Source organism: Nocardiopsis sp. KDC1DS13DA1, assembly GCF_055632325.1.
In genome coordinates this window covers 86,881-107,303 of the sequence record NZ_JBVMUY010000029.1, presented here as the reverse complement: position 1 = coordinate 107,303, position 20,423 = coordinate 86,881, and the positions used below count along the sequence as shown (strand labels likewise).

Annotated in this window: 19 protein-coding genes; 13 read left to right on the top strand and 6 right to left on the bottom strand. The window is 72.6% G+C overall.

Going from position 1 to position 20,423, the window contains the following annotated elements; translation table 11 throughout:
- Nucleotides 1-61: 61 nt before the first annotated feature.
- Nucleotides 62-922, bottom strand: a complete 861-nt coding sequence (locus ACTVAJ_RS18580) for a spermidine synthase (protein ID WP_470389454.1) — start codon at nucleotides 920-922, stop codon at nucleotides 62-64.
- A 162-nt stretch (nucleotides 923-1,084) separates the two neighbouring features.
- Here ACTVAJ_RS18580 and map point away from each other — a divergent pair, with 162 nt between their 5' ends.
- Together map and ACTVAJ_RS18570 are read left to right on the top strand one after the other, a co-directional pair.
- Entirely contained in the window at nucleotides 1,085-1,867 is a 783-nt protein-coding gene (map, locus tag ACTVAJ_RS18575; RefSeq protein ID WP_470389453.1) for a type I methionyl aminopeptidase, read from the top strand.
- Nucleotides 1,868-2,048: 181 nt separating this feature from the next.
- On the top strand, nucleotides 2,049-3,797 hold the full coding sequence (locus ACTVAJ_RS18570; protein ID WP_470389452.1) for a proline--tRNA ligase: 1,749 nt from the start codon (nucleotides 2,049-2,051) through the stop codon (nucleotides 3,795-3,797).
- 169 nt (nucleotides 3,798-3,966) lie between these two features.
- Here ACTVAJ_RS18570 and ACTVAJ_RS18565 read toward each other — a convergent pair whose 3' ends face one another.
- Together ACTVAJ_RS18565 and ACTVAJ_RS18560 are read right to left on the bottom strand one after the other, a co-directional pair.
- On the bottom strand, nucleotides 3,967-4,392 hold the full coding sequence (locus ACTVAJ_RS18565; RefSeq protein ID WP_470389451.1) for a ferritin-like domain-containing protein: 426 nt from the start codon (nucleotides 4,390-4,392) through the stop codon (nucleotides 3,967-3,969).
- Nucleotides 4,389-4,865 (bottom strand): ferritin-like domain-containing protein, encoded by a 477-nt coding sequence (locus ACTVAJ_RS18560; protein WP_470389450.1) that lies wholly within the window; start codon nucleotides 4,863-4,865, stop codon nucleotides 4,389-4,391. The genes ACTVAJ_RS18565 and ACTVAJ_RS18560 overlap by 4 nt, the downstream gene beginning before the upstream one ends.
- A gap of 219 nt (nucleotides 4,866-5,084) precedes the next feature.
- Here ACTVAJ_RS18560 and rimP point away from each other — a divergent pair, with 219 nt between their 5' ends.
- The 7 genes from rimP (at nucleotide 5,085) to truB (ending at nucleotide 12,017) form a co-directional block, all read left to right on the top strand.
- The gene (rimP, locus tag ACTVAJ_RS18555; protein ID WP_470389449.1) at nucleotides 5,085-5,567 is read left to right on the top strand and encodes a ribosome maturation factor RimP; all 483 of its coding nucleotides are present in this window, start codon (nucleotides 5,085-5,087) and stop codon (nucleotides 5,565-5,567) included.
- Between the two features lie 24 nt (nucleotides 5,568-5,591).
- The gene (nusA, locus tag ACTVAJ_RS18550; protein WP_470389448.1) at nucleotides 5,592-6,590 is read left to right on the top strand and encodes a transcription termination factor NusA; all 999 of its coding nucleotides are present in this window, start codon (nucleotides 5,592-5,594) and stop codon (nucleotides 6,588-6,590) included.
- Between the two features lie 13 nt (nucleotides 6,591-6,603).
- Nucleotides 6,604-6,933 carry a YlxR family protein gene (locus ACTVAJ_RS18545; protein ID WP_470389447.1) on the top strand — a complete coding sequence of 110 codons (330 nt, stop codon included), beginning with the start codon at nucleotides 6,604-6,606 and terminating at the stop codon, nucleotides 6,931-6,933.
- Between the two features lie 212 nt (nucleotides 6,934-7,145).
- Nucleotides 7,146-10,238, top strand: coding sequence for a translation initiation factor IF-2 (gene infB / locus ACTVAJ_RS18540; protein ID WP_470389446.1), 3,093 nt, complete (start codon nucleotides 7,146-7,148; stop codon nucleotides 10,236-10,238).
- A gap of 82 nt (nucleotides 10,239-10,320) precedes the next feature.
- On the top strand, nucleotides 10,321-10,617 hold the full coding sequence (locus ACTVAJ_RS18535; protein ID WP_470389445.1) for a DUF503 domain-containing protein: 297 nt from the start codon (nucleotides 10,321-10,323) through the stop codon (nucleotides 10,615-10,617).
- 2 nt (nucleotides 10,618-10,619) lie between these two features.
- Nucleotides 10,620-11,057: a 30S ribosome-binding factor RbfA gene (gene rbfA, locus ACTVAJ_RS18530; protein WP_470389444.1), complete on the top strand. Its 438-nt coding sequence runs from the start codon at nucleotides 10,620-10,622 to the stop codon at nucleotides 11,055-11,057.
- Nucleotides 11,058-11,129: 72 nt separating this feature from the next.
- A complete protein-coding gene (gene truB / locus ACTVAJ_RS18525; protein WP_470389443.1) occupies nucleotides 11,130-12,017 on the top strand; it encodes a tRNA pseudouridine(55) synthase TruB in 888 nt (295 codons plus the stop codon).
- Nucleotides 12,018-12,401: 384 nt separating this feature from the next.
- Here the strand turns inward: truB and ACTVAJ_RS18520 are convergent, their stop codons facing one another.
- Complete coding sequence (locus ACTVAJ_RS18520; RefSeq protein ID WP_470389442.1) at nucleotides 12,402-13,262, bottom strand: alpha/beta fold hydrolase; 861 nt, start codon at nucleotides 13,260-13,262, stop codon at nucleotides 12,402-12,404.
- Nucleotides 13,263-13,444: 182 nt separating this feature from the next.
- Here ACTVAJ_RS18520 and ACTVAJ_RS18515 point away from each other — a divergent pair, with 182 nt between their 5' ends.
- The 4 genes from ACTVAJ_RS18515 (at nucleotide 13,445) to ACTVAJ_RS18500 (ending at nucleotide 19,009) form a co-directional block, all read left to right on the top strand.
- Complete coding sequence (locus ACTVAJ_RS18515; RefSeq protein WP_470389441.1) at nucleotides 13,445-14,389, top strand: bifunctional riboflavin kinase/FAD synthetase; 945 nt, start codon at nucleotides 13,445-13,447, stop codon at nucleotides 14,387-14,389.
- A 259-nt stretch (nucleotides 14,390-14,648) separates the two neighbouring features.
- The gene (gene rpsO, locus ACTVAJ_RS18510; protein ID WP_268643806.1) at nucleotides 14,649-14,918 is read left to right on the top strand and encodes a 30S ribosomal protein S15; all 270 of its coding nucleotides are present in this window, start codon (nucleotides 14,649-14,651) and stop codon (nucleotides 14,916-14,918) included.
- A 305-nt stretch (nucleotides 14,919-15,223) separates the two neighbouring features.
- Entirely contained in the window at nucleotides 15,224-17,527 is a 2,304-nt protein-coding gene (locus tag ACTVAJ_RS18505) for a polyribonucleotide nucleotidyltransferase (protein WP_470389440.1), read from the top strand.
- 147 nt (nucleotides 17,528-17,674) lie between these two features.
- Nucleotides 17,675-19,009, top strand: a complete 1,335-nt coding sequence (locus ACTVAJ_RS18500; protein ID WP_470389439.1) for a M16 family metallopeptidase — start codon at nucleotides 17,675-17,677, stop codon at nucleotides 19,007-19,009.
- 256 nt (nucleotides 19,010-19,265) lie between these two features.
- On the opposite strand, the gene ACTVAJ_RS18495 is transcribed toward ACTVAJ_RS18500, so the two are convergent.
- Together ACTVAJ_RS18495 and ACTVAJ_RS18490 are read right to left on the bottom strand one after the other, a co-directional pair.
- Nucleotides 19,266-19,802, bottom strand: a complete 537-nt coding sequence (locus tag ACTVAJ_RS18495) for a sigma-70 family RNA polymerase sigma factor (RefSeq protein WP_470389438.1) — start codon at nucleotides 19,800-19,802, stop codon at nucleotides 19,266-19,268.
- A 43-nt stretch (nucleotides 19,803-19,845) separates the two neighbouring features.
- Entirely contained in the window at nucleotides 19,846-20,409 is a 564-nt protein-coding gene (locus ACTVAJ_RS18490; protein ID WP_470389437.1) for a hypothetical protein, read from the bottom strand.
- Between the last annotated feature and the right edge of the window lie 14 nt (nucleotides 20,410-20,423).

The window sequence follows — 20,423 nt, the reverse complement described above, 5'->3', positions numbered from 1 at the left end:
GGGAGAGGGCTCTCCCGCGCCGCGTGTACTCCCGGTGGAGTACGCCGTCCGCCGGAGTCCGTCAGAAGATCCCGTCCGGGGGAGCGGGGGAGTCCACCGCGTCGGAGTCCCGCACCGGAGCCCGGCCCGACGCGAACCGGTCGAGGTCCCCTCCCTCCAGCAGGCGTGCCATCTCGGGGTCGCGGTGCGCGCGGCGGCCCAGTTCGTCGGCGGGCGGCGGCAGGTGCCCCGCGGCCAGGACGAGGTTGCCGAACCTGCGCCCGCGCAGGACGCCCGGCTCGGCGGTCAGCACCGCGTGCGGCAGGACCGCGCGGGCCGTGGCGACCTGTGCGCGCGCGTGGTCGAGCCCGTGGCCGTCGCCGATGTTCACCATGAGGAGGCCGCCGGGGCGCAGTACGCGCGCGGCCTCGGCGTAGAACTCGACCGAGGTCAGCCGAGCCGGGGTCCGGGCGCCCGCGAAGACGTCGCTGACGATGAGGTCCGCACTGGCGTCGCGCCGGGCGGCGATCCACTCGCGTGCGTCGCCGATCCCCACGCGCAGCTGGGCGCGGCGGTCCCACGGCAGCCGTCGGCGCACCATCTCCACCAGCGGGGCGTCCACGTCGACCGCGCGCTGCCGCGAGCCCGGCCGGGTGTGCGCGACGTAGCGGGCCAGCGTGAGCGCCCCCGCACCCAGGTGCAGGGCGTCGATCGGCTCCCCCGGGGGCGCCACCAGGTCGGCGGCGTGCGCGATCCGCCGGACGTAGGAGAAGTCGAGGTGGGTGGGGTCGCTGAGGTCGACGTGGGACTGCGGGGTGCCCTCGACCACCAGGAACCAGGAGTCGGGGCGGTCGGCGTCGGCGAGCAGTTCGGCCCCGGGTACTCCGAGTGCCCCGGGTTCCTCCGGCGCCGAGTCCGCCTCGCGCGCACGCCGTCTGCCCATGTCGCCCCGATTCCGTTCGCTGATCCTCCCAGGCTAGGTGCACCGAACGGGGTCGTCGGCCCGGGGCCGTGCCCCCGGCCTTGTGGATCCGGTTCCGGACGCGGCGCCACTGCCGGTATAGTAAGGACGGTATAGTTATTGGGTGCGTGAGAAGGGTGCCGCATGATCGAGATCCTGAACCCCACCAGGCTGGCTCTGGCGAGAGACACGGGCGCCCTGGTCGCCGACATCCTGCAGACCCTGAGGAGGCGCAGCACGGTCGGCACGAACCTCCTGGACCTCGACCGCCGGGCCGAGGCCATGATCGTCGAGGCGGGGGCGCGGTCCTGCTACGTCGACTACGAGCCGTCCTTCGGGCTCGGCCCGTTCGGCCACCACGTCTGCACGGCCGTCAACGACGCCGTGCTCCACGGACGGCCGTACGACCGCGCACTCGCCGACGGCGATCTGCTCACACTCGACCTCGCCGTCTCCAGGGACGGGGTCGCCGCCGACGCCGCCGTCAGCTTCGTCGTGGGCGACACGAGGCCCCCGGAGAGCGTCGCGATGATCAGTGCGACCGAACGAGCGCTGGCCGCGGGGATCGCCGCCGCCGGGCCCGGAGTCCGCGTCGGCGACATCTCCCACGCCATCGGTACGGTCCTCGGCGAGGCGGGGTACCCGGTCAACACCGAGTTCGGAGGGCACGGCATCGGGTCGACGATGCACCAGGACCCGCACGTTCCCAACACCGGGCGGCCCGGCCGCGGATACCGGCTGCGACCGGGGATGCTGCTGGCGCTGGAGCCGTGGGTCATGGCGGACACCGCCGAACTCGTCACCGACGCCGACGGCTGGACGCTCCGGAGCGCGACGGGCTGCGGGGCGGCGCACAGCGAGCACACGATCGCCGTCACCGACGACGGAGCCGAGATCCTCACCCTGCCCGACCGGGCGCGGCCGTGACGCCGGTCCGGGCGAACCCCTCAGGGGCCGGAACCGTACCGGCGGTGACCGCGTCCCCGGTGCTCCCCCGCCGGGTGCCCCGCCCGCGCCCGGCACGCACGAACGTGTCGCCACTCCCGCTAGCCTGGGTTTCCGAGAGTCCCGACGAGCGCCCCACCGGCGCCAGCGATGAGGAGTGGCCGTGCTACTGCGGATGTCGAACCTGTTCCTGCGCACCCTGCGTGAGGACCCGGCGGACGCCGAGGTGCCGAGCCACAAGCTGCTCGTGCGCGCCGGTTTCGTGCGCCGAGCCGCGCCCGGCGTCTACTCGTGGCTGCCCCTGGGCAAGATGGTCCTGGAGAACGTGTCCCGGGTCGTGCGGGAGGAGATGGACGCCATCGGCGCCCAGGAGGTCCTCCTCCCCGCCCTGCTCCCCAAGGAGTACTACGAGGAGAGCGGGCGCTGGACGGAGTACGGCGACACCCTCTTCCGCCTCAAGGACCGCAAGGGCGCCGACTACCTGCTCGGTCCCACCCACGAGGAGCTGTTCACGCTCCTGGTGAAGGGCGAGTACTCGTCCTACAAGGACTTCCCGGTCGTGCTCTACCAGATCCAGGAGAAGTTCCGCGACGAGGCCCGCCCCCGGGCGGGCGTACTGCGCGGCCGCGAGTTCCACATGAAGGACTCCTACTCCTTCGACATCGACGACGAGGGCCTCCAGGCCTCCTACGACGCCCACCGCGCCGCCTACATCCGGATCTTCGACCGGCTCGGTCTGGACTACGTGATCGTCTCGGCCACCTCCGGCGCCATGGGCGGTTCGGCCTCCGAGGAGTTCCTGGCCGTGGCGCGGACCGGTGAGGACACCTTCGTGCGCAGCACGGAGTCCGACTACGCCGCCAACGTCGAGGCCGTCACGACCCCCGCGCCGCCCGCGCGGTCGGTCGAGGGGCTGCCCGAGGCCCGGGTCCACCACACGCCGGGCACGGCGACGATCCAGACACTGGTGGACTTCCTCAACGCCGCCGGGCTGGGCCGGGACTTCACCGAGGCCGACACCCTGAAGAACGTGCTGGTCAAGACGCGTGCCCCCGGCGCCCGGGAGTGGGAGCTGCTCGGCATCGGGCTGCCCGGCGACCGCGAGGTCGACCTCAAGCGCCTGGAGGCGGCCATGGAGCCCGCCGAAGTCGCCCTCCTGGACGAGGCGGACTTCGCCGCCAACCCGTTCCTGGTCAAGGGCTACATCGGCCCGCGCGCGCTGCTCGACAACAAGGTCCGCTACCTGGTCGACCCGCGCGTGGTGACCGGTACGTCGTGGGTGACCGGCGCCGACGAGGCCGACCACCACGTGGTGGACCTGGTCGCCGGACGCGACTTCACCCCGGACGGCACCATCGACGTCGCCGAGGTGCGCGACGGCGACCCGTCGCCCGACGGTGAGGGCACGCTGTACACGGCGCGCGGGATCGAGATCGGCCACATCTTCCAGCTCGGCCGCAAGTACACCGACGCCTTCCAGGTGGACGCGCTGGGCGCGGACGGCAAGCCCAAGCGGATCACCATGGGCTCCTACGGCATCGGCGTCTCCCGGGCGGTCGCCTCGATCGTGGAGCAGTCCCACGACGACAAGGGCATCGTGTGGCCGCGCGAGGTGGCCCCGGCCGACGTGCACGTGGTCGGCACCGGCAAGGGCGAGCAGATCGAGGAGGCGCTGCGGATCGGCGCTGAGCTGGAGGCCCGGGGCCTGCGCGTCCTGGTGGACGACCGCAGGGGCGTCTCGCCCGGTGTGAAGTTCACCGACGCCGAGCTGCTGGGGGTCCCGACCGGCGTCATCGTCGGCCGCGGTCTCAAGGACGGGCTCGTCGAGCTGCGCGACCGCGCCACCGGCGACCGCGAGGAGGTCGCCCTGGCCGAGATCGTCGACCGAGCCGAGGCGGCCTGCCGGGCCTGAACCGGTAGCGGCGGGGGCGGGCGCCGGATGCCCAGCCCGCCCCCGCCGCCGGGCGGTCTGCCCGCTCCGCGAGCACCTGCGCGGAGGGTGGGCGGGCGGGCGCCGACCGGTTCCCGGCGCTCCGGGGCGCGGAACCGGTCGAGGCGGCCCGACGGGGCGCGTGCGGCGGTCAGGCCTCCTCGAAGCCCGGCAGCGAGTCGAGTCCGCCGCCCCACACCAGTGCGCGCACGGTGGCCTCCTGGAGCGCGCGGGCCGCGGTCGAGCGCAGCGAGGGGTCCCCGGCCGCGGTCAACCAGACGTACGCCCGGGCCGTGGTCTCCTCCAGACCCACCGCGTACGCGTCCAGGCTCGCCCCGTCCTGCTCCGGGGGCAGCGGGTAGGACGTGCGGGCGGGCTCGGGCTCGAACCCCTGGTCCACGGCGACGTCGTGCAGCGCGTCGCGCAGCGCCTTGTGCAGACGGGAGTGCTCTCCCGCGGCGTCGCGGCGCCCCTGGTCCCCGGCGACCCCGCGCATGTACTCGTACCCGTACACGGCCGCGTGCTCGGCGCCGAGCGCCTCGGCCAGTGCCCCGGTGACGTTCGTCGTTCCACTCACCCGTGCTGCTCCCGGTCCAGAAGGTAGGCGTGCCCGGCCTCGCACGCCCCGATCCCGCTGATCAGTTGCGCCAGCCCCGGGTCGGCGACGGCCAGGGCCCGGTCGACGCGCGCGCTCGCCGCGGCCGACTCCAGAGCGCTCAGTTCGGCCGTGCCCAGCACCGCGTCCGGGGCGGGGGTCCCCGCCCCGGGGGTCTCCGCCGCCGGGTTCTCCGGCAGGGCGTCCGTGAGCGCGTCCACGTGGGACAGGTGGTGCTCCAGGATGCGGGTGAGCAGTTCCTCCGGGCCGCCGCCGTTCGCCAGCGCCGCCTCGTAGCGCGCCACCGTCCGCTCCTTCTCCCGGATCATCGCGCGCAGCACGTACTCCTCCGGGGTCATGTCGGACGGGTACCACTCGGTGCGGCCGCACCCGGCCAGCCCCGCGGCCAACGCCACACCCAGTGCGGTGCGGCGGCTGACGCTGCTTCGGCGCACGCCGCCCTCCTCTCGTCGCGCCCCATCCTTCCACGGCCCGCACGCGTTTCGACGCGCCCCGTCGACCGTCGGCGACCTGGAACGTGTCCGGGAGTGGATACCCTTGCAACACGACCCGCGACGCGCGGGACAAGTCGCAGACTACGTACAGAGCTGGACCGCCCCGGGCCACAGGCCGAGCGGGCGGAATTTCGCCGTTGTTGGAGGGGCAGACACGACATGGGAGCGCAGGCGCGTCTCGAGCGCATCGCCGAGCTGCTGGAGCCGGTACTGGCCAAGGCCGGACTGGACCTGGAGGCCGTCGATCTGACACCGGCGGGAAAGCGCCGGGTACTGCGTGTGGTCGTGGACTCCGACGACGGGGTCGACCTGGACACGGTGGGGGAGGTCTCCCAGGACGTCAACGACGCCCTGGACGCCTCCGACGTCATGGGTGAGCTTCCCTACGTCCTGGAGGTCACCTCTCCCGGCGTGGACCGCCCCCTGACGCAGCCCCGCCACTGGCGCCGCTCCCGCGGCCGACTGGTGAAGGCCACCCTCGCCGAGGGCGGCGAGGTCACCGGCCGTGTCACCGACGCCGACGACCGGGGGGTCACCCTGGACGTCAAGGGCCGACCCCGGACCTTCGCCCACGCCGAACTGGCCAAGGGCAAGGTGCAGGTGGAATTCCGTCGCGACGCCGACGCCGACGCGGCGGACTAGAGGGGGAGCCCCGTGGATATTGACATGAGTGTCCTGCGCAGCCTGGAGCGTGAGAAGGACATCGCGGTCGAACTGGTGGCCAAGGCCATCGAGGACGCCCTGTTGATCGCCTACCACCGTGAGGAGGGCGCCGACAAGCGCGCCCGGGTCGAGCTGAACCGCTCCACCGGTCACGTGACCGTGTGGACGGCCGAGCTCGACGAGGAGGGCGAGGTCGTCGGCGAGTACGACGGCACCCCCACCGGGTTCGGTCGGATCGCGACCTCGACGGCGAAGCAGGTCATCCTCCAGCGCCTGCGTGACGCCGAGGACGAGCTCACCCTGGGCGAGTTCGCCGGCCGCGAGCACGACATCGTCTCCGGCATCATCCAGCAGGGCAAGGACCCCAGGAACGTGCTGGTCGACCTCGGCAAGATCGAGGCCATCCTGCCCCCGCAGGAGCAGGTGCCGACCGAGACCTACACACACGGCGAGCGCCTGCGCGCGTACGTCGTGCAGGTCCGCAAGGGCCATCGGGGCCCCTCGGTCACGCTCTCGCGGACGCATCCCAACCTGGTCCGCAAGCTCTTCGAGCTGGAGGTGCCCGAGATCGCCGACGGCACCGTGGAGATCGCCTCGATCGCCCGTGAGGCCGGACACCGGACCAAGATGGCCGTCCGCTCCAACCGAGGCGGCGTCAACGCCAAGGGCGCCTGCATCGGCCCGCTGGGCAGCCGGGTCCGCAACGTCATGGCCGAGCTGCACGGCGAGAAGATCGACATCGTCGACTACTCGGACGACCCGGCGGTCTTCGTGGCCAACGCCCTGTCGCCCGCCCGGGTGAACTCGGTGGAGATCCTCGACATGGCGGCCCGGGTCGCGCGTGTCGTCGTGCCCGACTACCAGCAGTCGCTGGCGATCGGCAAGGAGGGGCAGAACGCCCGGCTGGCCGCCCGGCTCACCGGATGGCGCATCGACATCCGCTCCGACGCCGAGCCCGCCGACGAGGCCGGGGCGGACGCCGACGCCGCCGCGGGCGAATAATCGGGTCGCGCCCGTGTCCCGACGCGATAGGGTGGAAGAAGGCGGTCTTGACCGACCCGTGCGCACGTGCGTGGGGTGCCGGTCACAGGCAGTCCAGTCCGACCTCGTGCGGCTGGTGGCCGAGGGCACGGTCATCACGCCCGACACCCGGGGTCGACGTCCCGGGCGCGGTGCCTACCTGCACGACGACCGGCGGTGCTTCGAGCTCGCCGTGCGTCGCAGGGTGTGGGCACGCGCCTTCCGGAGCCGCGACGGAGGGGGCTCCACCGGGTGGGACCTCTCACGTGTGGAGGCGCTGATCGGCGCCACCCCGAGTGGCGGATCCGGGGGGTACTCCGGTTAGGGTTGGAATGTCTGAGCCGGCCGACGGCGTTGTAGTAGCCGTGGTCGGCGTGCGGTGCTGTGTCGGCACGCAGAACCGGCCCATTGTTGTGTAGCGATGAGGAAGCAGGTCGAGATTGCGATGAGCGCCTGATGAGTACGCAGCGATGAGTAACTCAAGCTAACGACGGTCCGGCACGTGCCCATGTCCCGGACCGAAGCTGAAGGAGAGTAGTGGCGAAGGTCCGGGTGTACGAACTCGCCAAGGAGTTCGGTGTAGAGAGCAAGGCCGTCCTGGCCAAGCTCAACGAGATGGGCGAATTCGTCCGTTCGGCGTCCTCGACGATAGAGGCCCCCGTCGTTCGACGCCTACAGGAAGCTTTCAACAACGGGTCCGACGGCGGCAGGAAGGGCGGATCGGCCCCGAAGCCGGGTCCGCGTCCCGCCGCGTCCGAGGGCTCCGCGCGCGCGGCGGCCCCCAAGCCGGGTCCCGCGCCCAAGCCGGGTCCGCGTCCGGCCGCCAAGCCCGCCCCGCAGGGTGAGGCCGCCAAGCCGGCCGCCAAGCCCGCCCCGCAGGGTGAGGCCGCCAAGCCCGCCCCGCAGGGCGAGGCCCAGCGTCCCGGCGGCGCGCCCAAGCCCGGACCGCAGGGGCCCCAGGGTCCCCGCGGCGAGGCCCAGCGTCCCGGCGGCGCGCCCAAGCCCGGACCGCAGCGCGGCGAGCGCTCCGAGCGTCCGCAGCGCGGCGACCGTCCCGAGCGTCCGCAGCGCGGCGAGCGTCCCGAGCGCGGCGAGCGCGGCGGCCGTCCCGAGGGTGGCCGCGGTCCGCGTCCGGCCGGTCCGCGTCCGTCCGGACCGCGTCCCGGCAACAACCCGTTCGCGTCCAACGCGTCCGGTATGGGCGCCAAGCCCGCGGCTCCGCGTCCGGGTGGCGGCGCTCCGCGCCCCGGTCCCCGTCCGGGCCCGCGTCCGGGCGGTCCGCAGGGCGGCGGCGACCAGCGCGCCCCGCGTCCCGGCGGTGCCTCCGGCGCTCCGCGTCCGGGTGGCGGCGCTCCGCGCCCCGGTCCCCGTCCGGGCCCGCGTCCGGGCGGTCCGCAGGGCGGCGGCGACCAGCGCGCCCCGCGTCCCGGCGGTGCCTCCGGCGCTCCGCGTCCGGGTGGCGGCGCTCCGCGTCCGGGCCCGCGTCCGGGCGGTCCGCGCCCCAGCCCGATGAACATGCCCGCGTCCCGTCCGACCCCGCCCGGCGGCGGCGGTCGCGGTGGCGGCGGCGGTCGTCCCGGCGGCGGTGGCCGCGGTCGCGGGGGAGCCCCCGCGGGTGCGGGTCCGCGCCCCGGTGGTGGCGGCGGCGGTCGTCCGGGCGGCTTCGGCGGTCGCCCCGGCGGCGGCGGTCGCGGTCGCGGCGGCACGGCGGGTGCCTTCGGTCGTCCCGGCGGTCGTCCCGGACGTGCCCGCAAGTCCAAGAAGCAGCGGCGTCAGGAGTTCAACGACCTCCAGGCCCCGTCGTTCGGCGGCGTCAAGATCCCGAGCGGCAACGGCCAGGTCATCCGCCTGTCCCGCGGTGCCTCGCTGTCGGACTTCGGTGACAAGATCGACGTCAACCCGGCGTCGCTGGTCCAGGTCATGATGCACCTGGGCGAGATGGTCACCGCGACCCAGTCCCTGCCGGACGAGACCCTTCAGCTGCTCGGCGAGGAGCTGAAGTACAACGTCCAGGTCGTCAGTCCCGAGGACGAGGACCGCGAGCTCCTGGAGTCCTTCTCCATCGAGTTCGGCGAGGACGACGGCACCGACGAGGACCTGCGGCCCCGGCCGCCGGTGGTCACCGTCATGGGTCACGTCGACCACGGTAAGACGCGACTGCTGGACACGGTCCGCAAGACCAACGTCGTCGGCGGCGAGGCCGGCGGCATCACCCAGCACATCGGCGCCTACCAGGTCTCCACGGTCGTGGACGAGGAAGACCGCAAGATCACCTTCATCGACACCCCCGGTCACGAGGCGTTCACCGCCATGCGTGCCCGCGGTGCGAAGGTGACCGACATCGCGGTGCTGGTCGTGGCGGCCGACGACGGCGTCAAGCCGCAGACGGCCGAGGCCATCGACCACGCCAAGGCGGCCGAGGTGCCGATCGTCGTCGCGGTCAACAAGATCGACGTCGAGGGCGCCGACCCGCAGCGGGTCCGCGCGCAGCTGACCGAGTACGGCCTGGTCGCCGAGGAGTACGGCGGCGACGTCCAGTTCGTCGACATCTCCGCCCTCAAGGGCGAGAACATCGACGCCCTACTGGAGGCCATCGTCCTGACCTCCGACGCGGCTCTGGACCTCCAGGCCAACCCGGACATGGACGCGCAGGGTCTGGCGATCGAGGCCTACCTGGACCGCGGCCGCGGTTCGATGGCCACGGTGCTGGTCCAGCGCGGCACGCTGAACGTCGGTGACTCGATCGTGTGCGGTGACGCCTACGGCCGCGTCCGCGCCATGCTCGACGAGCACGGCCAGAACGTGGAGAGCGCCGAGCCGTCCCGTCCGGTGCAGGTGCTGGGTCTGACCAACGTGCCCAGCGCCGGTGACAACTTCCTGGTCGTCAAGGACGACCGGGTGGCGCGGCAGATCGCCCAGCAGCGCGAGGCGCGCGAGCGCTTCGCCCAGCAGGCGCGTTCGGCCCGCCGGGTCACCCTCGACACCTGGCAGGACCACCTCAAGGAGGGTGAGCGCTCCGAGCTGCTCCTCCTCATCAAGGGTGACATGTCCGGTTCGGTCGAGGCGCTGGAGGAGTCGCTGCTCAAGATCGACGCCGGTGGCGACGAGGTGAGCATCCGGGTCATCGGGCGCGGTGTCGGTGCGATCACGCAGAACGACATCAACCTGGCGGCCTCCGCGGACGCGATCATCGTCGGCTTCAACGTTCGGCCCGAGGGCAAGAACAGCCAGCTCGCCGACCGCATGGGCGTGGACATCCGGTACTACTCGGTGATCTACCAGGCCATCGACGAGATCGAGGCCGCGGTCAAGGGCCTGCTCAAGCCGGTCTACGAAGAGGTCCAGCTCGGCAGCGCGGAGATCCGCGAGGTCTTCAAGGTGCCCAAGATCGGCAACATCGCCGGTTCGATCGTCCGCGACGGCCTCATCCGCCGCAACGCCAAGGCGCGGCTCATCCGCGACGGGGTCGTCATCTCCGACAACCTCACCGTGGAGTCGCTGCGCCGGTTCAAGGACGACGCGACCGAGGTCCGCGAGGGCTTCGAGTGCGGTATCGGCGTCGGTTACAACGACGTCCGGATCGAGGACGTCATCGAGACCTACGAGATGCAGGAGAAGCCCCGCGACTAGTGTCACGGAGCCGATCCACGGGGCCCCGGCCGAGTGGCCGGGGCCCCGCCTTTGACGGTCCACTCCAATCGAAGGTGATCATGTGTACGTTGGGGCGCTGACCCTGGACGTCCTTCTCGGTGACGTCCACTCGCTCAAGGAGAAGCGTTCGGTGGTGCGTCCGGTCATCGCCGACCTGCGCCGCAAGTTCCTGGTGGCGGTCTCGGAGGCCGGGGAACACGACCTGTACCGGCGGACGAAGATCGGTGTCGCGGTGGTCGCGCCGACGGCCGCGCACGTGCAGGAGCTGATGGACACCTGCGAACGGTTCGTCGCGGGCCGTCCCGAACTGGAGCTGCTGTCCGCCAGGCAGCGGCTCTTCAACGAAGAGGAAGACTGACCATGGTTGACGCCGCACGCGCGCGGAAGATCGCCGACCGTATCCAGCGCGTCGTCGCCGAGATGCTCGACCGGCGGATCAAGGATCCCCGTCTGGGGTTCGTCACGGTGACCGACGCCCGGATCACCGCCGACCTGCGTGACGCCACGGTGTACTACACGGTGTTCGGCACGCCGGAGGAGAAGGCGGGCACCTCGGCCGCGCTGGAGAGCGCCAAGGGCGTGATCCGCAGCGAGGTGGGCCGCCAGACCGGTATCCGGCACACGCCGAGCCTGACCTTCGTCGTCGACGAGGTGCAGGAGAACGCCCAGCACATCGAGGACCTGCTGGCCAAGGCGCGCGAGTCCGACGCCGAGGTGGCCCAGCGCGCCACCGGTGCCCGGCACGCGGGGGAGGCCGACCCGTACAAGGCCGACCGGCCCGAGGACGAGGACGAGTAGCGTCCCCGAACGCGTGACATCCCGGCGGCGGCGCACGCGCGCCGCCGCCCCCGTTTTCTTCTGAGGAGATCCATGGCCGAGAGCGGTGTCGTGGTCGTCGACAAGCCCGCCGACTGGACCTCGCACGACGTGGTCGCCAAGACGCGCGGACTGGCGCGGACCCGTCGGGTGGGCCACGCGGGCACGCTGGACCCGATGGCGACCGGCGTCCTGGTGCTGGGGATCGAGAAGGGCACCAAGCTCCTGGGCCACCTCACGCTCACGGAGAAGACCTACGAGGCGACCGTCCGCCTGGGGCTGACGACCAACACCGACGACGCCGAGGGCGAGCCCGGTGTCCGGACGGACGCCTCCGCCGTGGACGACGACGCCGTACGCGCGGCCGTCGCGCGGCTGACCGGCCGGATCCAGCAGGTTCCGCCGCAGGTCAGCGCGATCAAGGTGGACGGCAGGCGGGCGTACAAGTCGGCCCGGGAGGGCAAGGAGGTCGCGCTCAGGGCGCGTGAGGTCACGGTCGCGGAGTTCGCCGTCCGCGACATCCGCCGGGTGTCGGACGAGGAGGGGACGTTCGTCGACGTGGACGCCGCGATCACCTGCTCCAGCGGCACCTACATCCGGTCCCTGGCCCGCGACATGGGCGCGGACCTGGGGGTGGGCGGTCACCTGACCGCGCTGCGCCGCACGAGGGTGGGGCCCTACGGCCTGTCCGCGGCGCGCACCCTGGACCAGTTGGCGGAGGAGTTCACCCAGGTTCCGCTGGACCGGGCGGTGGCGGCGGCGTTTCCGGTGCGCACGCTCACCGAGGAGGAGACCAAGCGGATCCGCCACGGCAACCGGATCGACCCGAGTTCGCTGGGGCCCGGGCCCGTGGGGCTGTTCGCGCCGGACGGGCGGGTGGTCGCCCTGGGGGAGAACCGGCGCGACCACATGAAGCCGGTGGTGGTCTTCGACCCGGCGTAGCGGCGTCGTGGTGAGCACGCCCGCGCCGACGCGTCCGCCAGGCGGGGTCCGTTCGTAGCAGGACGATTCCGCCGACCGCGGCCGCGCGGCACCTGTCCGGGCCGCCGGACCAGGTGAGGGGGACCGGTGAGCCGGTCACCGCGTCAGGCGTTCCCCGATCCGCTGCCGCCTCAGGGCCGTCGGCGTGGCCCCCTGGCCCGCAGGGGGCCGGGGCGACCGTCGGACACCCGCCGACGTCGGTCGTGCCGAGGAGGAGCGCGGTGCCCTCGCCCCCGGCGTGACGGCGTGCGATGCGCTCTCCGTCCGTGTCGCTCCGGTGCCTCCGCAGGTCCGCGCCGGGAGAAGCCGCGCGTCGTCACACGCCGGGCGGTCGTGCGTCGACGATCAGGCGGGGTGTGCCCGCTCGGCCAGGAACCCGTCGAGGACCTCGGTCAGTTCGTCCGGGCGCTCGACCGACGGCAGGTGGCCCGCGTCCGGCAGCTCCCTGAGGCGCGCGTCCGGGATCCCCTCGGCGTACAGGTCGGACACCTCCCGGATCTCGGGAACGTCGAACCCGCCCCTGACCACCAGGGTCGGCACACCGATCTCCGCCAGACGGCCCTCGGCGGGCGGCTCCGGTGAGCGCATCGTGGTCGGCGGCCCGCTCCACATCCGGTGGAAGGTCGTCCGGTACAGCTCCAGGATCCGCTCCCACACCGGCGCGGGCAGGTCCTGCGGCCCCCGCCGCGGGCCGAGCGCGACGAACCCCGCCTGCGCCCGCGCCATCGCCGCCACGTCCCCCGGATCGGGGTCGGCGTTGCCCTCCCGGTACCGTGCCAGCCGCTCCTTCGGAACGGCTCCGGCCATCGCCCGCCCCGCGGCCTCGGTGAAGCTCCCCGGCCACTCCCGACCGGTCATCCCGGCACAGACCAGCGCCAGGGCCCCGACCCGCTCCGGTGCGGCCAGCGCCGCGTCGACCGCGTGCCCGCCGCCCATCGACGCGCCCACCAGAGTGGCCCGCTCGATGCCCAGCGCGTCCATCAGGGCGAGCAGGTCCCGGTAGTGGGCGACCGGCCCCTCGGCGTCGTCCGACCCGCCGTATCCGCGCCAGTCGTACCGCACCACGCGGTGGCGCCGCGACAGCGCCTCGAACTGGTGGTCCCACATGCGCCGGTCCCCGACCGCGGCGTGTACGAGGACGACGGGGGACCCCGTCCCCCTCTCCTCGTAGCCCAGACTGGTCCGACCGATGTTGATGCTCGCCATGCGGTGAACCTACGGGCGCCCCGACGCCGTGCCAACCCGCTTCTGCCAACGGCAGAGGGGTCTTCGGGGCGCCCGCGCGTACACGGAGCGTGGGCCGACATGGCACCCTTGTTCCCAGGGGACCGCGCGCCCACGGAGCGTCGCGCGGTCGTACGGCACAGGCGCGGAAAGGGAGTCCTCAGGTGGGGCGATGGGTTGGGTTGGCAGACGTTCCCCCCGGGTGGGGGCGGTCCGTGGTGGCGATGGGCGTCTTCGACGGCGTGCACCGCGGCCACCAGGCCGTCATCGCGACCGCGGCGCGTCGGGCGCACACGCTCGAACTCCCCGTGGTCGTCGTCACGTTCGACCCGCATCCCGAGGCGGTCCTGCGCGGGGGCACGCCGCCGGTGCTCACGCCGATGGACCGGCGGGTGGAGCTGTTGGAGCAGCACGGCGCCGACGCCGTCTGCGTCCTGCCGTTCACCGAGGAGCTCTCCGGGCTGAGCGCGGAGGAGTTCGTCCAGACCGTCCTGGTCGACCACCTGCACGCCGCGGCCGTGGTCGTGGGCGAGGACTTCCGGTTCGGGCACCGTGCGGCCGGGAACGTGGCCGTGCTGTCCGAACTCGGCAACAAGCACGACTTCACCGCCGACGGCGTGAGTCTGGTGACCGACGGCGCCACCGTCACCTCCACGCGCGTGCGCGCGCTGCTCGACGAGGGAGCCGTCGCCAGTGCGGCCGGGCTGCTCGGCCGTCCGCACCGGGTGGAGGGCTGGGTGGTCCACGGCGCCGCGCGTGGGCGCGAACTGCTCGGCTTCCCCACCGCCAACATGAACCTCACCCCGCACGCGGCGGTCCCCGGTGACGGCGTGTACGCGGGCTGGCTCAGCCACACGTCCCCGTCCGAGGGGCGGGAGTCACGGTGGCCCGCGGCGATCTCCGTCGGCACCAACCCCACGTTCGACGGCGCGGAGCGGACCGTGGAGGCCTACGCGCTGGACCGCGACGACCTGGAGCTCTACGGCGCCCACATGGCCGTGGAGTTCACCGAGCACATCCGCGGTCAGGAGCGCTTCGACAGCATCGACGAGCTGATCGTGGCCATGCGGCGTGACGTGGACCGCTGCCGCGACGTCCTGTCCGAGTGAGTTGGGCGACCCCCCGCCCTCCCGCGTGAAGGGGCTTTCACCTCGCTGTTTGCGGTAGGCTTGGTGGCGTCCACGTGTGCCCCGCGGCCGGTCCCCCTCTCGGGGGCTCCGAACCCGGGATCCAGGCGCGCCCACGCCGAGGGCGGGGCCCGCGCCCCCAGCACGCGACGGTGACTGTTCGTACGCGCGGTCACCGCGTCTGACCCCGGCCGTCCGGCCGGGCCCTTCCCGCGTACCGACAACGGAGAAACGGAGCGCTGTGTCGATCGACGCCGCCACCAAGGAAAAGATCATCGCCGAGTACGCCACCTCCGAGGGCGACACCGGCTCCCCTGAGGTTCAGGTCGCGCTGCTCACGCACCGCATCACCGAGCTGACCGAGCACCTCAAGGACCACAAGCACGACCACCACAGCCGTCGTGGCCTGCTCCTGATGGTCGGCCGCCGCCGCCGTCTGCTCAAGTACATCGCCAAGCAGGACATCACCCGCTACCGCTCGCTGATCGAGCGTCTGGGTCTGCGCCGCTAGGTGGCTCGCGGGAGTGGCTTCGGCCGCTCCCGCTTTGTTAGTAAGGTGTGACACGCGCGGCGGTTGACGCCGCCGCGCGTGGACACCACAACTTCACAGAGGTACACCCGCGATCCTTCCCTCGGCAGCAGAGTCGGGGCCGGTCCTCGGTAGTGGTCTCCGGACGCCCAAGAAGGGGCGCCGTGGACTTCGATCGATGACCGGCCGTCATCAACTCCGGGGCACGGACGCGGGACAGGACATCAGCGCACCCCGGGCACGGGCCCGACGGGTGCGCCCCGAGAACGTGTAGCAGGAGGTCGCCCATGGAGGGCGTGTACTCGGCCGAGGCCGTGATCGACAACGGTCGCTTCGGCACCCGAACCATCCGCTTCGAGACCGGTCGGCTGGCCCAGCAGGCCGCCGGTTCGGCGACGGTGTACCTGGACGACGAGACCATGGTCCTGTCGGCCACCACCGCCTCGAAGCGCCCCAAGGACAACCTCGACTTCTTCCCGCTGACGGTGGACGTCGAGGAGCGCATGTACGCCGCGGGCCGCATCCCCGGCTCCTTCTTCCGGCGTGAGGGCCGTCCCTCCGAGGACGCCATCCTCACCTGCCGCCTGATCGACCGGCCGCTGCGCCCGTCGTTCAGGAAGGGCCTGCGCAACGAGATCCAGATCGTCGAGACGATCCTGGCCCTGCACCCGGACCACCTGTACGACGTCGTCGCCATCAACGCGGCCTCGATGTCCACGCAGATCTCCGGTATCCCGTTCTCCGGCCCGATCGGCGGCGTGCGCGTCGCCCTGATCGAGGGCCAGTGGGTCGGCTTCCCCACCCACGCCGAGCTGGAGAACGCCACCTTCGACATGGTCGTCGCCGGCCGCGTCCTGGAGGACGGCGACGTCGCGATCATGATGGTCGAGGCGGAGTCCACCACCCGCACCCTGAAGCTGGTCGCCGAGGGCGCCGTCGGCCCGAACGAGCAGACGGTCGCCGAGGGCCTGGAGGCCGCCAAGCCCTTCATCAAGGTCCTGTGCCGCGCCCAGGCCGCCGTGGCCGAGCAGAGCAGCCGCGAGGTCGCCGAGTTCCCGGTCTTCCTGGACTACGCGGACGACGCCTACGAGGCCGTCGACTCCGCCGTCCGCGGTGACCTGGCCAAGGCGCTGACCATCGCGGACAAGCAGGAGCGCGAGGCCGAGCTGGACCGCGTCAAGGCCGTCGCCGTCGAGAAGGTCGGCGAGGCCTTCGAGGGGCGCGAGAAGGAGGTCGGCGCCGCCTTCCGTTCCCTGTCCAAGCAGCTCATGCGTGAGCGCGTGCTGCGGGACAAGGTCCGTATCGACGGCCGGGGCCCCAAGGACATCCGTTCGCTGAGCGCCGAGGTCGGCATCCTGCCGCGGGTGCACGGCTCGGCCCTCTTCGAGCGCGGCGAGACCCAGATCCTGGGTGTGACCACGCTCAACATGTTGCGCATGGAGCAGACGGTTGACACGCTCAACCCGGACAAGACCAAGCGCTACATGCACAACTACAACTTCCCGCCCTACTCCACCGGTGAGACCGGCCGGGTGGGCTCGCCCAAGCGGCGCGAGATCGGTCACGGCGCGCTCGCCGAGCGCGCCCTGCTGCCGGTCCTGCCCTCCCGCGAGGAGTTCCCCTACGCCATCCGGCAGGTGTCCGAGGCGCTGGGCTCCAACGGCTCCACCTCGATGGGTTCGGTCTGCGCCTCCACCATGTCCCTGATGGCGGCCGGCGTGCCCCTCAAGGAGATGGTGTCCGGTATCGCCATGGGTCTGATCAGCGAGGGCGACGAGTTCGTCACGCTGACCGACATCCTCGGCGCCGAGGACGCGTTCGGCGACATGGACTTCAAGGTCGCCGGCACCCGTGAGCTCATCACCGCGCTCCAGCTCGACACCAAGCTCGACGGCATCCCCGCCGAGCAGCTCGCGCTCGCGCTCCAGCAGGCCCGCGGCGCCCGCCTGGCCATCCTCGACGTCATGCAGGAGGCCATCGAGCGCCCGGCCGAGATGAGCCCGAACGCTCCGCGCATCCTCACCGTCAAGGTCCCGGTGGAGAAGATCGGCGAGGTCATCGGCCCCAAGGGCAAGATGATCAACTCGATCCAGGACGACACCGGCGCCGAGATCACCATCGAGGACGACGGCACGATCTACATCGGCGCCACCGACGGACCGTCCGCCGAGGCCGCCCGGGACACGATCAACCAGATCGCCAACCCGACCATGCCCGAGGTCGGCGACCGCTACCTGGGCACCGTCGTCAAGACGACCACGTTCGGCGCGTTCGTGTCGCTGCTGCCCGGCAAGGACGGGCTGCTGCACATCTCGCAGATCCGCAAGCTGCACGGCGGAAAGCGGATCGAGAACCTCGACGACGTGATCAGCATCGGCGAGAAGATCCAGGTCGAGATCCGCGAGATCGACGACCGCGGCAAGCTGTCGCTGGTCCCGGTCGAGGTGGTCGAGGCCGAGGCCGCCCCGGCGGCCGAGGAGCCCGCCGCCGAGGCCGGCGACGACAAGCGCTCGGACAAGTCGGAGGACAAGGGCGGGGACGCGCCGCGCCGCCGTCGCCGCCGCTCCTCCGGCCGTTCCGAGAACACCTGATCGGCTGGCCGAAGCGTAAAATCAGCTGATGGGGGCGGTCGCACCGGTGGTGTGGCCGCCCCCACCGCGTATGCTCTGCTGGACCGGTGGGGCGTGCACCGTCCGCGGACCGGTCCAGCGCACCAACGACGCGAAGAAGAAGGTTTCATGAGCTCTGTCCCCATCGCCGCCGAGCAGGAGCCGGGTACCACCGTCACGCTGCTGGAGCCCCAACGCGGGTCCGGCCTCGTGCGGCGGACCGTGCTGCCCGGTGGCCTGCGGGTGGTCACCGAGGACGTCCCCGGAGGGCGGTCCGCCGCCTTCGGGATCTCCGCGACCACGGGGTCGCGCGACGAGGACGCGGCGCACGCGGGTTCGGCGCACTTCCTGGAGCACCTGCTGTTCAAGGGGACCCGGACGCGTTCGGCGATGGAGATCTCCGCGCTCCTGGACGGTGTGGGGGCCGACCACAACGCCTACACCACCAAGGAGCACACCTGCTACTACGCGAAGGTGCTCGACCGGGACCTGCCGCTGGCCATCGACGTCGTCGGTGACATGGTCGCCAACTCGGTGCTCGACGAGGGGGAGGTGGAGACCGAGCGCGGCGTGATCCTGGAGGAGATCGCCATGTACGAGGACGAGCCCGCCGACCTGGTGGACGACGTCTTCGCCGCGCACTTCTTCGGCAACAGCCCGCTGGGACGGCCGATCCTCGGCACGATCGACACCATCCGCGCCCTGCCCCGCGAGCGGATCCTGGAGCAGTACAGGTCCGCCTACGTGCCCGGGGAGCTGGTGGTGACCGCGGCCGGAAGCCTGGACCACGACGAGGTGGTGGCGCGGGTCCGCGAGATGTTCGCCGACCAGCTCGCCGCGGCCGGGGACGCCCGCCCGGCACGCCCGCGCCTGGCGGGCGGCCCGGTGCCCACATTCGGCGGCACGGTGGTGGAGTCGCGCGAGACCGAGCAGGCGCACATCATCCTGGGGTCGGAGGGCCTGGCGCGCACCGACGCCCGCTGGCACGCGCTGCGGCTGCTCAGCGCCGCGCTCGGCGGAGGCATGTCCTCCCGCCTGTTCCAGGAGGTGCGGGAGAAGCGCGGCCTGGCCTACGCCGTGCACGCCTACCACACGGGCTACGCCGACACCGGGGCGTTCCAGATCTACGCGGGCTGCCTGCCGGAGAAGGCCGACGAGGTCATCGGCGTGTGCCGGGACGAACTGGCGAAGGTGGCCGCGTCCGGGATCACCGCCGAGGAGCTCACCCGGGCCAAGGGGCAGATCCAGGGCACGTGGGTGCTGGGCAACGAGGGCACCAACGCCCGGATGGGGCGGCTGCTCGGACACGAGCTCAACCACCCCCGCCACCTGTCGATCGACGAGGATCTGGCGCTGTTCGACGCCGTGACCGAGCGGGACGTGGCCGAGGTCGCCGCCGAGCTGCTCGCCCGCCCGCGCGCGCTGGCGGTCATCGGCCCCTACGACAGGGGCCGCGAGTTCTAGCGGTACGTGTTCCGTTCCTCCGTCCGGCTTCGGCCGCCCGTCGCCCGCCACCGTCCGGGGCGGACGCCCGCGGCGCGGCACCCCCTCTCGTCCGGCACCCGAAGAGCCGCGGATTCCCCGTCCCGGCCTGGGGTCCGCTCCCCGCCGGCGGCCCGAGCCGTCCCGCGGGACTCCGGCGGCGCCCGAACCGACTCCCCGGGTGTCCTCCCGCGAACGATGGAAGGACACCCGGGAACCGTTCGTGCCGGCAGGGCGGTCAGCAGGTGAAACCGCGCAGCAGGTCCTCCCGGGCCCGGGAGACCCGGGAGCGGATGGTGCCCACGGGGACCCCGGCGATCCGCGCCGTCTCGGCGTAGGTCAGGCCCTCGATCTGGGTGAGCACGAACGCCTGCCGCCGCTCGGGCGCCAGACCGGCCAGCAGGTCGAGCAGGGCCAGGTACTCGTCGAAGCGGGTGAACCGCGCGGGCAACCGCTCCCAGTCGTCGGGGCTGACGCACCGCGGCCGGGCCGCCTCGCTGCGGTAGCCGTCGGCGACGGTGTTGCGGGCGATCGCCAGCAGCCACGAACGTACGGGCGCCCGCCCGGCGAACCGGGGCAGGCTGCGCAGCGCCCGCAGGTAGGTCTCCTGGGTGAGTTCCTCGACCCGGCCCGCGGGCACCCGGCGGGCGATGTGCCGGATCACGGTGGGTCTGGTCCTGCGGATGAGGTCGTTGAGTGCGGTGGCGGATCCGTCGCGCGCGGCGAAGGCCAGGCGCTCCAGTTCGCCGTCCGGAGGGGGAGTCTCGACGGGCATGGGGGGCTCTCTCCTGGATCTGGACGCGTCCGTCGGGGCGGGCTCAGCCGACCGTCGGAGGCCCCCGCAACACCAGGACGTGTCTCAGATAGGGGGCGGTCGCCCGGCGGCGCGGCGGCGCCGGGAGCCGGGCGCGCGGCGGTCGGGACGGCAGGGGAGCCGCCGCGACCAGGGCAAGGAACGGCAGCAGCGCGGTGGCGACCAGACGCAGGTAGGCGAAGAGCGCGGCCTCGCCCTGGCGCAGCCACCAGGCGCACACGGCTCCGGCTGCCACGTGGACGGTCAGCATGCCGCCTCCGTCCGAGGCGGCCGCCACCGCGTCGTCGTAGGAGCCGTGCGGTGCGGTCGGGACGGCGGACTGCGCGGCCGCGTACACGAGGTGCAGCGCCGCCTGGGACCAGGCCATCCAGCCGGCGATCGCGCCGAGTCCCCGTTCCCGTCCGGTCGCGGCCCAGGCCAGCACGTAGACCAGGGCCGATCCGACGACCAGGCCGCCCAGGGGGACACCGTGTCCGGACGAGAGGACGTGACCGCCCACCGACACCGAGGCGCACACCGAGGTGAAGACCCCGGCGCGTACCGTGCGCAGCGGTGGACGCTCCGTCATGGAACCCATACTGG

Bases quoted from the DNA above. Each gene is read 5' to 3' on its own strand.
- ACTVAJ_RS18495 (WP_470389438.1), bottom strand. From the start codon at position 19,802: ATGCCCGTCGAGACTCCCCCTCCGGACGGCGAACTGGAGCGCCTGGCC.
- truB (WP_470389443.1), top strand. From the start codon at position 11,130: ATGGCCGAGAGCGGTGTCGTGGTCGTCGACAAGCCCGCCGACTGGACC.
- ACTVAJ_RS18520 (WP_470389442.1), bottom strand. From the start codon at position 13,262: ATGGCGAGCATCAACATCGGTCGGACCAGTCTGGGCTACGAGGAGAGG.
- ACTVAJ_RS18580 (WP_470389454.1), bottom strand. From the start codon at position 922: ATGGGCAGACGGCGTGCGCGCGAGGCGGACTCGGCGCCGGAGGAACCC.
- nusA (WP_470389448.1), top strand. From the start codon at position 5,592: ATGAGTGTCCTGCGCAGCCTGGAGCGTGAGAAGGACATCGCGGTCGAA.
- rimP (WP_470389449.1), top strand. From the start codon at position 5,085: ATGGGAGCGCAGGCGCGTCTCGAGCGCATCGCCGAGCTGCTGGAGCCG.
- ACTVAJ_RS18505 (WP_470389440.1), top strand. From the start codon at position 15,224: ATGGAGGGCGTGTACTCGGCCGAGGCCGTGATCGACAACGGTCGCTTC.
- map (WP_470389453.1), top strand. From the start codon at position 1,085: ATGATCGAGATCCTGAACCCCACCAGGCTGGCTCTGGCGAGAGACACG.
- ACTVAJ_RS18490 (WP_470389437.1), bottom strand. From the start codon at position 20,409: ATGACGGAGCGTCCACCGCTGCGCACGGTACGCGCCGGGGTCTTCACC.
- ACTVAJ_RS18500 (WP_470389439.1), top strand. From the start codon at position 17,675: ATGAGCTCTGTCCCCATCGCCGCCGAGCAGGAGCCGGGTACCACCGTC.
- rbfA (WP_470389444.1), top strand. From the start codon at position 10,620: ATGGTTGACGCCGCACGCGCGCGGAAGATCGCCGACCGTATCCAGCGC.